Source organism: Rufibacter psychrotolerans, from assembly GCF_016924645.1.
Taxonomy (GTDB): Bacteria; Bacteroidota; Bacteroidia; order Cytophagales; family Hymenobacteraceae; genus Nibribacter; species Nibribacter psychrotolerans.
In genome coordinates this window covers 67,431-82,570 of record NZ_JAFFJV010000016.1, presented here as the reverse complement: position 1 = coordinate 82,570, position 15,140 = coordinate 67,431, and the positions used below count along the sequence as shown (strand labels likewise).

11 protein-coding genes are annotated in these 15,140 nt (G+C 55.2%); 6 read left to right on the top strand and 5 right to left on the bottom strand.

Features of this window, described 5'->3' with window-relative positions:
* Positions 1-10: 10 nt before the first annotated feature.
* Positions 11-1,321 carry a hemolysin family protein gene (locus JT718_RS15855; protein WP_205503701.1) on the bottom strand — a complete coding sequence of 437 codons (1,311 nt, stop codon included), beginning with the start codon at positions 1,319-1,321 and terminating at the stop codon, positions 11-13.
* 221 nt (positions 1,322-1,542) lie between these two features.
* Between JT718_RS15855 and JT718_RS15850 the strand changes: the two genes are divergently transcribed.
* Positions 1,543-3,765, top strand: a complete 2,223-nt coding sequence (locus JT718_RS15850; RefSeq protein WP_205503700.1) for a cytochrome c biogenesis protein CcdA — start codon at positions 1,543-1,545, stop codon at positions 3,763-3,765.
* Positions 3,766-3,827: 62 nt separating this feature from the next.
* Here the strand turns inward: JT718_RS15850 and JT718_RS15845 are convergent, their stop codons facing one another.
* Positions 3,828-4,358, bottom strand: a complete 531-nt coding sequence (locus JT718_RS15845) for a DUF4385 domain-containing protein (RefSeq protein WP_240337129.1) — start codon at positions 4,356-4,358, stop codon at positions 3,828-3,830.
* A 75-nt stretch (positions 4,359-4,433) separates the two neighbouring features.
* Here JT718_RS15845 and JT718_RS15840 point away from each other — a divergent pair, with 75 nt between their 5' ends.
* The 3 genes from JT718_RS15840 (at position 4,434) to JT718_RS15830 (ending at position 8,868) form a co-directional block, all read left to right on the top strand.
* On the top strand, positions 4,434-5,003 hold the full coding sequence (locus JT718_RS15840) for an apurinic/apyrimidinic endonuclease family protein (protein WP_205503698.1): 570 nt from the start codon (positions 4,434-4,436) through the stop codon (positions 5,001-5,003).
* Between the two features lie 388 nt (positions 5,004-5,391).
* Positions 5,392-5,826 carry a hypothetical protein gene (locus tag JT718_RS15835; RefSeq protein ID WP_205503697.1) on the top strand — a complete coding sequence of 145 codons (435 nt, stop codon included), beginning with the start codon at positions 5,392-5,394 and terminating at the stop codon, positions 5,824-5,826.
* 21 nt (positions 5,827-5,847) lie between these two features.
* Positions 5,848-8,868, top strand: coding sequence for a M4 family metallopeptidase (locus JT718_RS15830; protein ID WP_205503696.1), 3,021 nt, complete (start codon positions 5,848-5,850; stop codon positions 8,866-8,868).
* Positions 8,869-9,032: 164 nt separating this feature from the next.
* Here JT718_RS15830 and JT718_RS15825 read toward each other — a convergent pair whose 3' ends face one another.
* On the bottom strand, positions 9,033-10,640 hold the full coding sequence (locus JT718_RS15825; protein ID WP_205503695.1) for a glycosyltransferase family protein: 1,608 nt from the start codon (positions 10,638-10,640) through the stop codon (positions 9,033-9,035).
* Between the two features lie 196 nt (positions 10,641-10,836).
* Here JT718_RS15825 and JT718_RS15820 point away from each other — a divergent pair, with 196 nt between their 5' ends.
* Positions 10,837-12,768 (top strand): hypothetical protein, encoded by a 1,932-nt coding sequence (locus JT718_RS15820; RefSeq protein WP_205503694.1) that lies wholly within the window; start codon positions 10,837-10,839, stop codon positions 12,766-12,768.
* Positions 12,769-12,929: 161 nt separating this feature from the next.
* On the opposite strand, the gene trxA is transcribed toward JT718_RS15820, so the two are convergent.
* Positions 12,930-13,256, bottom strand: coding sequence for a thioredoxin (gene trxA, locus JT718_RS15815; RefSeq protein WP_062542637.1), 327 nt, complete (start codon positions 13,254-13,256; stop codon positions 12,930-12,932).
* A gap of 237 nt (positions 13,257-13,493) precedes the next feature.
* Complete coding sequence (locus JT718_RS15810; protein WP_205503693.1) at positions 13,494-14,258, bottom strand: hypothetical protein; 765 nt, start codon at positions 14,256-14,258, stop codon at positions 13,494-13,496.
* Between the two features lie 230 nt (positions 14,259-14,488).
* Here JT718_RS15810 and JT718_RS15805 point away from each other — a divergent pair, with 230 nt between their 5' ends.
* Positions 14,489-14,980, top strand: a complete 492-nt coding sequence (locus tag JT718_RS15805; RefSeq protein ID WP_205503692.1) for a hypothetical protein — start codon at positions 14,489-14,491, stop codon at positions 14,978-14,980.
* Positions 14,981-15,140 lie beyond the last annotated feature (160 nt).

Below are 15,140 nucleotides of genomic sequence, written 5' to 3'. Positions count from 1 at the left end.
CCGAAACACCTTACAAGATATCGTCGCGTTTGTCCTCGGTGACGGTGAGAAGCACCGATTCTACGTTGCGCTCGGTTTTCTCCAGGACTTTGAACTCGTACACGCCCTCCACCACGGTTTCGCCAATCTCGGGAATGCGGCCGTAGATCATGTTGAGGTATCCGCCTACGGTTTCGTAGTCCTCGCCCTCGGGGAGCGGATAAGGCAGGTCGTCGTTGGCATCCTGGATGGAGGCGGCGGTGCTTACCCTGAACTCAAAGTCACCCACTTTTTCCACCAGGGGCACTTCCTCGTCGTACTCGTCCTGAATCTCGCCCACCAGTTCCTCAATAATGTCTTCGATGGTCACGATGCCCGAGGTGCCGCCAAACTCGTCTGACACTACAGCAATGTGCATGCGGTTGCGCTGGAAATCTTTGAGCAAGCGGCTGATTTTCTTGGTTTCGGGCACAAAGTAAGGCTGGCGCATGAGTTTCGTCAGGTTCACTTGCTCGCCGGCGCGCAGCACCACCAGCAGGTCCTTCACGTACAGGATGCCCACAATGTTGTCAATGGTGTCGCGGTAAACGGGCATGCGGGTGTAGCCTTCGTTGAAGACTACGTCAAAGATTTCCTGCTCGGTGGAGTCCAGGTCCAGGGCCACCAGTTTGGTGCGGGGTACCATGATTTGCTTGACCATGCGCTCATTGAACTCAAACACGTTCTCAATCAGCTCCTGCTGGCTGCCGCCAATCTCGCCGCTCTCGGCGCTCTGCTCAAACAAGAGACGCAGTTCCTCGGCGGTGTGCACCTCAGAGCCGTGCATGGGCGTGATGCCCACCCGTTTCAGGATAAAGTTGGAGAAGCCGTTGAGAACCCAGATAAAGGGCAGCAGGATGTAGTAGACAATCCGGAGGGGAACGGCCACTGCCAGGGTGGTAGACTCGGGCCGCTGGATGGCCAGCGACTTAGGCGCCAGCTCGCCAAATACAATGTGCAGTACCGTGATCACGGCAAAGGAGATGGGCAGGGCAATCTGGTGCGCCAACTCTGGGTCTGCGGCAACGCCCATGGCGTGCATGATCTCAATGATAATCTCAGACACCACGCCCTCGCCAATCCAGCCCAGGCCCAGGGAGGCCAGCGTGATGCCCAATTGCGTGGCAGAAAGGTAGGCATCCAGGTGCCCGATCATGTGGTGGGCCACTTTGGCCAGTTGGTTGCCGGCCTGCGCCCGCAGCTCAATCTGCGAAGCCCGTACTTTTACCAGGGCAAACTCAGCGGCCACAAAAAAACCATTCAGGGCAACCAGCAGAATGGTAAGGAAGATGTTCAGGATCATAGGTCAGGGCAACCTCTCAGGGGTGAGAAAAGGTCGCTTGCTTCAAATTTAAAGGTTTATTAGCACTATCAAAGAGAATATATTCGTTTCATGTACGGGAACGGTGGCAGAAAGTAAACCGCCGTTATGCCCCAATTTAGAGGCCCTGCGGTGGGTTTGTTCGGGTTTACGGGGTAATTGTATTAATTTAGCCCCTCTATATCAAGCGTTAAAAAATACAAATGGAAATAGTTTGGAAACGTGGCGGGGGCTTGCTGCTGGCCTTGTTCTTCTTCATGCTCGCGGCGCAGGCCCAGGTCCTGAAACCGGCTACCTGGAGCCATGACGTGTCGGCTACCGAGGTGAAGGTGGGCGAGGAGGTGGACCTGATCTTCAACGCCAGAATCATCCCCGAATGGTACCTTTATTCCTCGGACTTTGACCCGGACCTGGGGCCCATTGTGACCACGTTCACCTTCCAGAAACACCCTTCCTACGTCCTGGTGGGCAAGATAAAGCCGGTAAACCCCAAGAAGAAGTTTGACCAGACCTGGGGCGGCGAGTACACGTACTTTACCAAAACCGGCCAGTTCCGGCAGCGGATCAAGGTGCTGCAACCCACGCTGGTGGTGAAAGGAAGCTACGAGTACCAGGTGTGCTCAGAGGTGAACGGCCAGTGCATCCCCGGCGAGGGCGACTTTAACTTTACCCAGATCAAGGTGCTGCCCGGTGCGGCGGCCCCGGCGAACCAGCCGGCTCCCGGTACCGGTACCGGCGGAGCTGCTCCTGTGCAGAATGCCCCGGCTGGGGAGGCCACGGGCACCCAACCAGCCGCGGTGCCGGCTGCTAGCAATACCGCTCCCACAACGCCCGATACCTCGCTCCTGAGCGAAACCGCCCCCGTGACCGCCTTTCCCCAGGCAACTGACTCGGGCAACACCGCCGTGGCCGCTGTTGCGCCTACCCCAACCGAGGTTACCGCAACCTCGGCGGAAGAAGCCTCTACCGCCACGGTAGGGCTGTGGGACTTTATGCTGGCGGCCTTTCTGTCGGGTTTGGTGGCCTTGCTCACGCCCTGCGTGTTCCCCATGATTCCCATGACGGTGACGTTCTTCACCGGTGGCAGCGCCACCCGGCTGAGCGGAATCATCAAGGCGCTGGTGTACGGCTTGTCCATCATTGCGTTTTACACGCTCATCGGTACGCTGGTGGCCAAACTGGCCGGCCCCGAGGTGGCTAATTTCCTGAGCACGCACTGGCTGCCCAACGTGCTGTTCTTTGTGGTGTTCCTGCTGTTTGCCATGTCGTTTCTGGGCATGTTTGAGATTACGCTACCGCACTGGCTGGTGAACAAAGCCGATGCCCAGGCCGACAAGGGCGGGTATTACGGCGTGTTCTTCATGGCCATTACGCTGGTGCTGGTGTCTTTTTCCTGCACTGGTCCTATTGTGGGCTCGCTTCTGGTAATGTCAGCGGGAGGGGAGACCCTGAAGCCCATTGCCGGCATGTTTGCCTACTCCATGGCCTTTGCGCTGCCGTTTACCCTGTTCGCCATTTTTCCTAATTGGCTGAGCACGCTGCCCCGGTCGGGTGGCTGGCTGAACTCGGTGAAGGTGTGCCTGGGGTTTATAGAGTTGGCGCTGGCCCTCAAGTTCCTGAGCATCGCCGACCAGGTGTACCACTGGGGTTTGCTGGACCGCGAAGTGTACCTGGCCCTCTGGATTGTTATTTTCACGCTCATGGGCTTTTACCTGCTGGGCAAGCTCAAGTTCTCGCACGACTCTGACCTGCCGTACCTGAGCGTGCCGCGCACCTTGCTTGCCGTGGTGGTGTTCGCGTTTGTGGTGTACCTGGTGCCGGGTTTGTTTGGCGCTCCGCTCAAGGCCCTGGCCGGGTACCTGCCGCCGCAGTCTACCCAGGACTTTGACCTGGGGGCTAACCGCGGCATGGTGGCCAGCGCCACTAACACCCTTTGCGACACGCCCAAATACGGCGATTTTCTGGAGTTGCCGCACGGCCTGCAGGGCTACTTTGACCTGGAGCAGGCCAAGCGCTGTGCCCAGGAGCAAGGCAAGCCTATCTTCATTGATTTCACTGGCCACGGTTGCGTGAACTGCCGCGAAATGGAGGCCAACGTGTGGTCGCACCCCGAGGTGCTCAAGCGCCTGCGCGAAAACTTCGTGATTGCCGCCCTGTACGTAGACGACAAAAGCGAGCTTCCGGAGAACGAATGGTACACCAGCCCCTATGACGGCAAGCAGAAGACCACCCTGGGCAAGAAGTACGCCGACTACCAGATCACCAAGTTCAACGTGAACGCCCAGCCCTACTACGTGCTCATGGACGAGCACGAGAACTCCTTGGTCACGCCGGTGGCCTACGAGCGCGATGTGCAGAAGTTCATCCAGTTCCTGGATGCCGGGGTGGCCGCGTACAAGGCGCGGCGGCAGCTGGCGCAGGAGTAGCATTTGCCTTCCTGGTTTTGGGGCTGTTTTGGTGAAATCTGCCCTAAAACAGCCCCATCGCTTTAGGGGAGGTAGTACTTGTCTTTGAACGCCTGTTTCTGGGCCAGGTACTGCGGGTGCGCCTTGGCCTTGAACCAGTACGCCTTGAACACCGCCGCCGCCTGGGCCTTCTCGTTGGTGAGGGCGTCCTGCTCTTGGGGCAGAATGGCGTTGCCTTTGTTGGGGCTGCCGGAGGAGTAAGGATAGGGGAGCGCCGCGTTATTGGCCTCGGGGGAAGCCGCGTATTTCTTTCCGCCCTTGTGGTTGGCATAGCGCCGGGCGCGGGTAAAGCCCATCTGCAGGAACTTGCGGGCCATGTCGGCCCCCACAAACTCCTGCCGGGCCAGATATTCCTCAAACATGGAGTAAATAATTTGTGCCGATTGGGTAGCCACGGCCACGTTCCTGAACCGCCAATGGGGCAGCAGCTCGCTTTTATAGGGTTCCACCAGGAGCACGCCCTGCTCGCCCACGCCAATGCGGTACAGCTCGGGGTGCTGCCTGAAATCTACCGCCTTAAAATCCAGTGAGTAGTTGAAACTGTTTTTGCCCATATCGCCTGCCATGCCGGGGAAGCACCTTCTGGCCCCATCTTTGCGTATGGGAGGTGAATCACCTATTGTACTACTATGAAACGAACGCAACTGTTTCCGCTGACTCTGCTTCTGTTCCTCACCGGCGTGCTGGCGACCTCCCTGGTAGCCTGCGACACCACGCCCCGGGAACGAAAAGAAGCGGCCGCCCGGGAACTGGATAAACTAGACGAGCGGGCCAGCCAGGCCGCCTCTAAAACGAAAGACGAACTCAAGGAAGCAGGCCAGGCCCTGGCCAGACAGCGGGCCGAACGCAAAATGCGCGAAGCCCGCGGCCCGGTGGCCGGCAAGCAACTGCAGATGGAGCGCGAACTCCTGGGCGAGTACCGCGACCTGTCGGCCGTTACCCCTGATCGCCTGCGCGACGCCTACGTGCACTTCCTGCAGCAGGTGCGGGACCGCAAAGACACCTGGACCCCAGAAGACTGGGACTACGCCAACGCCATTTATAAACGCCTCAACGACCGCGAGAAAGCCCTGCACGATGACATCATCCTGCGGCACGCCACCAAGATAAAAGCCCTGCAGGCCGAGTACCTGGCCCTGGAAAACCGCGCCGACCTCAAAGACTACCAACGCATCAAAAAGGGGCAGCCCGGGCAGTAAGCCTTTGCAAAGTTGGGTCGCATGGTTTGAGTGCTCCTGCCGGTGGCAGGTGGGCCACCCGCGTTTGGGCCACCTCCGTTTTGTGCCTCATTTCTGCAAAACCCATCAAAAACAACCCGGCAGGTTAGGGGCGGCTGGGTTGCTATTTTAACGCTACTTTAGCCAAAAGAGGCCGGAAATAGATCCGGCCTCTTTTGTTTTCAAGCCAATTTGCAACTCCTGAAGAACAAGGGGTACGGATGACGAGGCTGGTACATTGCATCTCAGCTTTATGCAAGTACTGCTGCCAAGAGGGTGTACAATAGCCATTTTAGAGCGAGGTGTTGAGTTATTAAGGAATGTTTTGTACTTTAACCATTCTTTTCCACCCTATTATTCCTGGCATAATATGAGGAGCTTCTTCCCTCTTTTCTTCTTCGTGGTCTCACTGGGCTTAGCGGGCCTGCCCTTGGGGTGCGCTTCGCAGAAAGTGGCGCTGGAATCTTACCAGGGCAACCAGATTGCGTGGGGCAACGGGGGCGGGGTAAGCGGCAGAGTCACGGAGTATGTTTTGCTGCCCACCGGACAGGTATTCCAACGGGACCCGCTCTCGCGGCAAGCCAAGGAACTGAGCGCCATCAGCGGCAAAGAGGCAGAGAAGTTGTTTGAGCAGGCAAGCGCCTTGGAGCTTTCCTTCAGGCACCCGGGCAACCTGTACCAATACATTAAGCTGGCAGATGCCACGGGCTTGCAAAAAGAGGCGGTGTGGGGCAGCAACCAGTTTACCGCCCCACCCCAGGTGCAGGCACTCTACCGGCAGTTACAGGCCTTGGTTAAAAAATAAATCCACCTTATACCCATCCCTATGGAGCTAACCTTTACCCGGAAAGCAGCGCTTGCCATGATTTTCTGTTTCGCCCAAGTCTCGGTGGGCTGGGGGCAGAAGCAAGCCCAAACCGCCTTCCTGCCGGAGTCGGTTCAACTGTCTACCTCAATTGGGCCTGGAGCCAACAGCCGGGTGCTGCACAGCGGGCCCGCAGACCCCGAGGGCCTGAATGTAATCAGGCAAGGGCCCGCCTCGCTGCCGGTGTTCATCAAGGGCAAACTCGCCCGCAAGGGACAGGCGGCCGCTAGAAAAGCCACCACGCCCCGGGAAGCCGGTTTCTCTTACCTGCGCGAGCTCAAAGCCACCCTGCAGATTGTAGAGCCAGACCAGGAGTTTGCCGTGGACCGCGTGGAAACCGATGCCTTGCAGCAGACGCACATCAAGATGCGGCAACAGTACCGCGGGGTTCCCGTGTACGGGGGCGAGCTGTACCTGCATGCCCAGCAGAATGAGGTAAGCGTGCTGAACGGGCAGTACTTTCCCACCCCGTCGTTGGTAAGCGTGATTCCAACGGTTTCTGAGCAAAACGCCATTAAAACGGCGCTGGCGGCGGTAGGCAAGACCTCTTCCCGCTCACACAAAAGCCTGCTGTCTACCATTCTGGGCCAGCGCGAGACCACCGCTGAGCTGGTGATTTACCACCCAAACCGTAACCCGGCCGCAGAGCGCCTTACCTGGCACGTGACCGTGCAGCCGGGGCTGGTGCACCGCTGGGAGTACTTCATTGACGCGCAAAGCGGAGCCGTTCTGCACAAGTACAACCATTTATGCTCCCTTGATGGCCCTCAGACGGCTTCGGCCAAGGACCTTAACAACGTGACCCAGTCGCTGAATACCTACCAGAAAGGGGAGACCTATTACCTGCTGGATGCCGCCCGCGCCATGTACGACAACCGGTCCACCTTGCCCGAAAGCGGCATGGGCGTGATCTATACCCTGGACCTGAAAGATGCCTCTTACGCCAATGAGGAGGCCGAAATGTTCTTTGTCACCTCCACCGACAATACCTGGACCAGCCCTGCCTCGGTTTCGGCGCATTACAACGCGGGCATGGCCTATGAATACTTCCGGACCAAACACGGGCGCAATGCCATTGACGGCAGGGGCGGGTCTATCATCTCCATCATCAACGCCAAGGATGAAGAAGATGAACTCTGGGACAATGCCGTCTGGAACGGGCAATACATCATCTATGGAAACGGCAAAGACGCGTTCAAACCCCTGGCCGGTGCCCTGGACGTGGCGGGGCACGAACTCACCCATGGCGTGGTGCAGTACACCGCCAACCTGGAGTACCAGGGGCAATCTGGGGCCATCAACGAGTCCATGGCCGATGTGTTTGGGGCTTTGATTGAGGGCAGGAACTGGACCATTGGCGAAGACATCGTGAAACCGACCTCGTACCCCTCTGGGGCGCTTAGAAGCCTGCAGGACCCGCACAACGGCGGCACCAGCCTGGCCGATTTCAACGAGGGGTACCAGCCCGCCCACGTGAGCGAAATGTACACCGGGAACGAGGATGACGGCGGGGTGCACGTGAACAGCGGTATTCCTAACAAGGCGTTCTACCTGTTTGCCACCGCCCCGGGCATGACCAAAGACAAAGCCGGCCGCGTGTACTACCGGGCCCTCACGCTTTACCTGACCAGGCTGTCACAGTTCACCGACTTACGCTACGCCGTGGTTCAGGCCGCTACCGATTTATATGGAGCCACTTCGGGGGAAGTAACTGCGGCTAAGAATGCCTTCACCTCGGTGGGCATTGTGGAGCCAGCCTCTGGCCCAACCGAAGCCGGTTACGCCTCCACGCTGCCGGTGAACCCCGGCGGTGACTTTGTGCTGTACTACAGCACCTCTGACAACACCCTCCGGAACGCCAACATGGCCACGCAAACGGCTACCATCCTCACCAATACGCCCCTCAAAGGCAAGCCCAGCGTCACCGATAACGGAACCGAGGCCTATTTTGTCGCCCAGAGCGGCATTATCAGGGCGGTTACCCTCAAAGGCGCGGTGAACGAGCGAACCATTGACAACCAGACCATCTGGGACAATGTGGCGGTGTCTAAAGACGGTACCAAGCTGGCTGCCGTCAAAGTAGCCAAAGAGCCCATCATCCACGTCTATGATATCCCTCGGGGCCAATGGACCGCCGTGGAGCTGAACAACACGGTTCCCGTTCATGAGGGCGAGAAAATGGTGGACATCCACAGTCTGGAATGGGATTACACGGGTGAAAAGATCCTGTTTGACGCCCTGTATTCTTACGTGGAGGAGACCCAAGACAAAGAGTACTGGGACATAGGGCTGGCGAACCTCTGGAGCCGGGCCGGCAATAAGGCCGGCGACGGGAAAATCCAGAAGTTCCTGCAGTTCAACTCAGATGTCATCAACCCTGCGTTCGCGAAGAACTCTCCCCACATTGTGGCCTTTGACTACGTGGATAAATCCTCGGCCCAGACCATCTATTACCTGGTCACCATGAACCTGAAGACATACGTGTACCGTGATATCTTCGGGAGTACCGTCATGAACGAGCCTTCCTTTGACCGCACCGATAGCCGGGTGGTGTTTGGTGCCCGGGCGGTAGATGGCACTACCCTGGTGACCGGTGCCCTCCCGCTGGCCGAAGATAAACTCCTGACCACCGGCAACGCCACCGGGCTCATCGGAAATTCGAAGTGGGCCGTGTGGTACGCCCAGGGGAACCGGAACCTGCTGGCCTCTGAGGAAGATATGGCCGACCGGGTGAACGCGTCTGTTTTCCCCAATCCGTTTGCAACGGAACTGTCCTGCAGCTTTGAGTACAAGGGAAAAGGAGCAGTCATGATTCAGCTGTTCAACGCCTTGGGGCAGGAGACTAAACGGTTCCAGATCAGCCACCCGCAGAAAGGCACCAACGTGAAAACTCTCTCCATTCAGGATCTGCCTTCGGGCCCGTACGTCCTGCGCCTCACCAACGGCCCGGAAACTTCCAGCTACCGGCTCATCAAGCAATAGTGGTTTGCGCCACCATCCGCAAAGAGGCCCTGCTATTCTGTAGCAGGGCCTCTTTGGTTTGGGTAAGGGAAGAACGAATTATCCTTGGCAGTTAAAAGGAGTGGCCTTGTGAAATGCTGTTTGCTTGGCTTGAGTGTTTTTGGCCTGTTTACCGGAAATAGGCGCTAAAACGCTGAAGCGGATGAGTCTTTTGGTAAGTAGTATAGCTTTACCTTGCCTTTTTGGGTAATCAAACGGGCTGCCGGAAAAAGGGGCAGCACGTCTTTCTCCCGTATGGGCATCATGAGCTCCGGATGTTCCAGTACGCCGTTGTTGATCAGGAGAAACACCGTGTCTACATTCTGTTGGCCCGTGGTAGAGAGGTCTGTGTATCTCTTAAACTGGTAATTAGTGGGTGTGTGAAAGCCGTAGAAGTATCTATACCTGTTGAGCATGACGGAATCCATCAAGACCGTATACTTGCCAACCCGATGGTTCAAGTGCTGGTCTACTATTTCTTTTTGCTCAAAATAATAGGAGACAGTGGGCTTGGCCATAAAGTAAACCGGTCTGATGGCTAACACAAGCGTCACCATAATCAATCCCAGCCAGTGTGGTAGGGGGCGGCTAAAGAAGCTGCAGAGCGCGAAGAATGCCGCCAAGGGGGCGTAAAGAACCCACATCTTCTCTCCGGCTAAAACGGTGCAGACTACAAACAAGAAAGTGAGCAGCAGAAAAGCTGGGCGCTTTCCCCAGGCTTTCTCTACCACTAATCCTGCCGACAAGCAAAAGGTGGGCAGCAAAGGATGGAACATGCGGGGTACCAAGGGCATGGGTTTGTAGAAATCTACCGTGGCGGTGCCAAACCAGATAGGGAGCAGCATGCACACCATGGCTGCAAACCAGAACCGCAGTGTTTCAGCAGTGGATTGGCCTCTGTGGCTCCCTTTGGTGAAGAAAGAAAAAATTGTCAAGACCAGGGGAATGGCAAGGCCAGAGCCTATGAAAAACAAGACAGGCTCATACGTGAGGCGCGGGAGTAAAGTAGCCGATCTGCTGTCTAAATAGGCCTGTTTGGTTTCAACGGTATTGGTGGCCTTGATATCATATAGCCGTTGCAGGGCGTCGCCGGAATAGACTTTGTATAGCAGGAAATAAAGGGCCAGCAGAATTGTGCCCGACACCAGCGCGGAGCCCCAGAAGCGCAGGTTCTCCCGGTTCCTGATGTGTTGAAACAGAACGAAGAGGTAAAAGGGAACGGTGTATACAATGGTTTCCTTGGTAAGAAACGCCAGCAGGTTCAGGAAGGCAAACAAGATTCCCCAGGTGATCTCCTGCTTTGCTGATGGCAACTGGGTTCTGGCGCGATACAAGACCAGCAGACAGGCCGTGGTGAAGAAAAGCAGAATATTGTCTGGGTACAGGTAATTGACCGTGTTCAGCTGGAAGTAGTACAGTCCCAGCAAGACCAAAGCCCAGGAAGTGGCCACCGGGTGCGCCTTCCTGAACGCTAGATACAGTAAAAGCAGGGTGCCTAAAGTACAGAGCAAGGGCCACAAGGTGGTGGTATAAATGTTCATGCCCCACAGCCAGTAGAACAGGGCCGTGGGCACAAAGACCATGAAGCGGTGGCAGAAAGAGTAATCATCAAAATGAAAACCGCCCCAGATCAACTGGTGGGCATAGAGGCTGTAAGAGTAATCATCTCCAAAGTAAAAGCCCTCATGCTCTGCAAAGAAGTAGACCAGGGTAAAGCTGCTAACCGCCAAAAACCAGAAAAGAGGAGACTGCAACAGGGCTTGGAGTTTCAAAAAACCGGGACGCACAAACAAGAATTTAGTAGAAAGAGGCAAGGTCGGGAGAAACATTGCAGGAAGCAACTGCCTGAACTCTTGGGATTAGTCAATTTAGGAGCGAACTTTGTAGAGCCACACACGCGTTGGGGCATCACGGCGTTACCCAGTAACAAACATCTTAAAGAGTGAATACATGAAGCCAAGAAGCATTGCACGCTCCTTTCTGCTTTTTCTGCTTTTGTGCGCCTTCACCGGCAGGGCACAGGACATGATTCAGACCAGGTTAGGGTACAATTACCTGGACAAGTTTGAGTTCACCGATGAGTGGCAGTATCTCACCACCGACATGTATTTGTTCAATCCGGGGCAGTTCTCCAAGGTCATCAATGAACTGGAGCAGGGCACCACCAAGGCCCGCCGGCGCGACTACATCAACCTGGAGTCTTTGTTCATCTCGGCGCAGCTCAAGAACGCCAAGCTGTTTGGGCAGGAACCGGTGGTGTACCCCCTGTACAACTTTGCCATTGAGCCGGCCAATGACAAAAAAAACTACACCTCCCGCATCTCAGACAATATTGAGGCCATCCGGATCATAGACAAGCTGCCGCTGGCCGCCGATGAACGCAACATTGATGCTACCGTGGAGGCCAAGCTGTTCACCTCAGACAGCCGCGAGCTGTTCTTCAACATCATTGCCAATCAGCTCACCAACATTGCCAAGCAAGTAACGCCGCAGGCGGCCATGTTGTCGTTGGTAGGGGAATTTGGGAACCTGATCAGGCACGCGGCGCAGCGGAAGGAGTACAAGTTTAGTTCCACCATCCGGCTGTACGAGGGACAGAACTTTGACACTCGGCTCCACTCCGTACGGGTGTACATCTTTGTGCCGTCGTTCGCTAAAATACCGGCCTTGCGTACCTACCGCCTGACCGAGTTCCTGGGCAACAGCCCGCAGGGGTTTGAGCGGCAGAAACTGGAGGCCGCCCTTAACTACAAAGATTATCCGGTGCTGGTGGTGGCCAACTACAAGTCGCTCTACCGCATGGATGTGCTCTCGGGCAGCGAAATCACCTCAGAAACCATTGAGAAACGCCGGGTTAGGATAGAGCAGGCCTTTACCGCCGGCCTGGTCACTGAGGATGCCTACAAGCAGGAAAAGCTGTTCGTGGAGTTTCTGCGCAATTTCTCTGACCTGAAGCAGAACCTGAACAACTACCAACTCAACTATAAAAACAACAGCCCCGAGGCCAACGCCAAGACCCTGTTTGCGGTGGTGCAGGACTACAAACGCCTGAAGAACCTGGCCGCCCAGCGCGACCGGGAGTTCTCGCGCAACCATACCTACCAGCGGGTGTTCAAGGGAGAGTACGCCTCTATTCTGGCCTCTGCCGACAATTACATGGAGTCTGATTTTAACCTGAAAAACGGAAAAGAGCTCGTAAACACGGTGCTGGACCTGGAGCAGGAGCAGGCTCGCGCTTTCTCTGTGGCGCAGCGCGAGCAGTACCTCAACAAAATCTACGCCGTGGAGTTGCCCAACCCCGAGTTCCTGGCCAGCACGCTGGAGGGCGAGGGCATAAACCGGCACCTCAACCGCCTGGAGTCGGCGCAGTACAATGACGTGTACGCCAAAGAAGTGATGCGCCTGCGCGATGCCCCGCCCACCGAAGAGAACGTCACCTTTAGGAACAACCTATTGGAGAAAGCCAGCGCCACCAAGTGCCGCAGCTGCCGCGAGGAGGTAAAACTGGCCGCCCGCCAGTTCAACCAGCGGCTGGAGGAGCAGCAACTGGAAAAGGAAAAAGCCCGCTTGCTGGACCTGAACCAACAGGTGGAGCGCAAAATCATCGCCTACCTGAAGCAGGACGATTGCATAGAGAACGCTTTCAAGACCCAATACCCCGCCGAGTCGTTGCCGGAGTATGTGCAGCGGCTCTACGAGAAAAAGATAGAACTCAAGAAGCACGTGGGGGAACTGGACAACCTCTTCCGCACTCCGCCTAAGGAAATGAAACTGGATGCCGTGCGGGAACACAACCAACGGCTCAATGGCTTCTTGCGCCGCCTGGACCAAGGCTACGCCGATATTTGCGCCGCCGAGAAGAACCTGTGCGGGTGTGAGTAAGTGGATAGTTCTGAGTCCTGAGTCCCGAGTTGGAAAGGTAAGGACTGGTTTTTAAGACAGGATTCTGTTTTAGGGCCGTTTGTCAGAAATCAGACCTAAAACAAGAAAGCCACCCTTGCAAAAGGGCGGCTTTCTTGTTTGTATGGGAAAGAAGGTGTGGCTTACGCTAACTGACCATCTAATTTCTGGGCCAGTACGTTCTTAGGAACGGCACCAACTTGTTTGTCTACTACTTGTCCGTTCTTGAAAACCAACAGGGTTGGAATGCTACGGATCCCGAACTTGGCAGAAGTCTGTGGGTTGGCGTCAACGTCCACTTTTCCTACTACCACCCGGCCTTCATAGTCGCCGGCCAGTTCCTCTACTACCGGGCCTACCATGCGGCAAGGGCCGCACCACTCTGCCCAAAAGTCTACCAGAACGGGTTTATCTGAATTGATGATCTCCTCGAAGTTGGCATCGGTGATCTCGATTGCTTTATGTGCCATAATTGTCTGTTTATATAAGTATCTATAACGATGAAAGACCTGGTTCAAAAATAGAACCAACTGCTTTGGTTTAGTAAAACTAACGCATTTGTGTCAGGTTTGTCAATATCCTAAAGGATACCGTGGCGGCCTGTTTGGGGGAAAACGCCTGTAAAACTAGTATATCTACTGATTCACCGGGAAAAGGTTGGGGCTGAGAGACAAAGATAAACGCATGACAGAATGGCGGGGCCGTCTCTAAGGTCTTTTCTCCTTTTTGAACGTTAACAACGAGCCGGCGGGTGCCTCTCTGGCAGGGTCTATGGCCGGTTGCGCGGGGCGCAGCAGGGTGTATAAATGCTCATAGGTAAACAGCAGCACCAGGAGCCAACCGGCATTCCAGACATTCATCAAAACGGGGCTCCCCAGGATGCCATCCCCTGCCAGCACCTTCTGCCGCAGAAACCAGTTGGCCAACCCATTCATCAACAGCGATTCCGCCAGCAGGGGCAGCGTCAGAAAGCCGGCATAGACCCAGACCCGGTGTCTGGCTTCTAGCACCTGCCAGGCCCTGAACAGCACCGGAAGAGTGAGCAGGAATACAAGGGCCAGCTCTGTGCCCCAAGACAATACGGTCATGGATTCTTTATTGATGATGTTGCGGGTAATCAGGGACTCATCGCCTTCGCGGTCCAGCACAGGAATAAGGCGCCCCAGTGGCAGATTGGCAAAAAGCAACGCCCAGCCAAGCGCCTTCTGCCCCGCACGTTTGCCCGGAGCCATCAGCCCGAATGCCACCCACATGAGCCCGTACGACAGCAGCGGCCCGAACAGAAAGATCCAGGTAGCCAGAATTCTGGTGTCACACGCTCCGCAGGTTTTCCAGCCCAGGAAGTCCCTTGGCCCCCAGCACCCACAGATCACGTACTGCATAAGAGTATGGGCCAGTTCATGCAGTTCATGGCAGATAAACAAGAGCGCCAGAAACGCGAGCAGGTTCTTGGGGGTGAGGGAAAGGTGCATAGACGTTGCCGGTGGTTCAACCTAAATATAGGAAAACCAGCATAAATGAGGCAAAAGATACTATTCCGGGTTTTCCTACCCTTTCCTGAAAACGCCGCAAAAAAGCAACAAGGCCCATCCAAAGAATATTTCGCCTGGCAGGCCAGGGGCAGAGAGTTGCTGAATAGTTTCTTACCTTTGATGCCGAATAAGTACAAAAAGGTATTTGTAGATCTGGAAAAATGTGGAGTATGAGAAAATTGTTGATTCTAACGATTGTGTTATTGGGGATGCTGCCATCTGCGGCTTTCGCCCAAAATCCTGTAAAATGGACTTTTGTGGGGTATAGGGTACAGGAGAAAGTACCAGGTTGCAATCCAAGAATGGCGCGCTATGGTTATGCATGGGTTTGTGACCAGCAGACCAGAGATCAATTCATAGCGGCTGCGAAGGAGAAAAATGCAGACACTTACGTGGAGTCATTCCACCATTTTAACTGGAGTGGCAATGTGATTGCGTTAGTGGAGAACACTATTTCATGTTCCTCTAACAAAAGCACGCATTTGAGCTATAAATTTTACTCTGCAAAGGATTTGGCTAGTCTAAATACTCAACTTGAGAAAGTAAAAAGCTATACCCCAGATATAAAAAGTTATAGAATTGTAAAAACCATTGACTACAAAGAGGAAACCGATAAAATTAGATTAACAGGTCAGTGTGCAGTTATAGGTGAGATTAACTAACTCCTGAAAACTCTGAGTAATAGGCGGTTTTCAATTACTAGATTCTTCAAACCAGTTTCTGCACAGGGCGGTTAAGTTCTTCCAAAGCGGCGAAGTAGAAGCAGAAAACTAAAATTCTAGAACTATATTCGCTATAAGCAGAAAAAGCAGAAAGCCCATC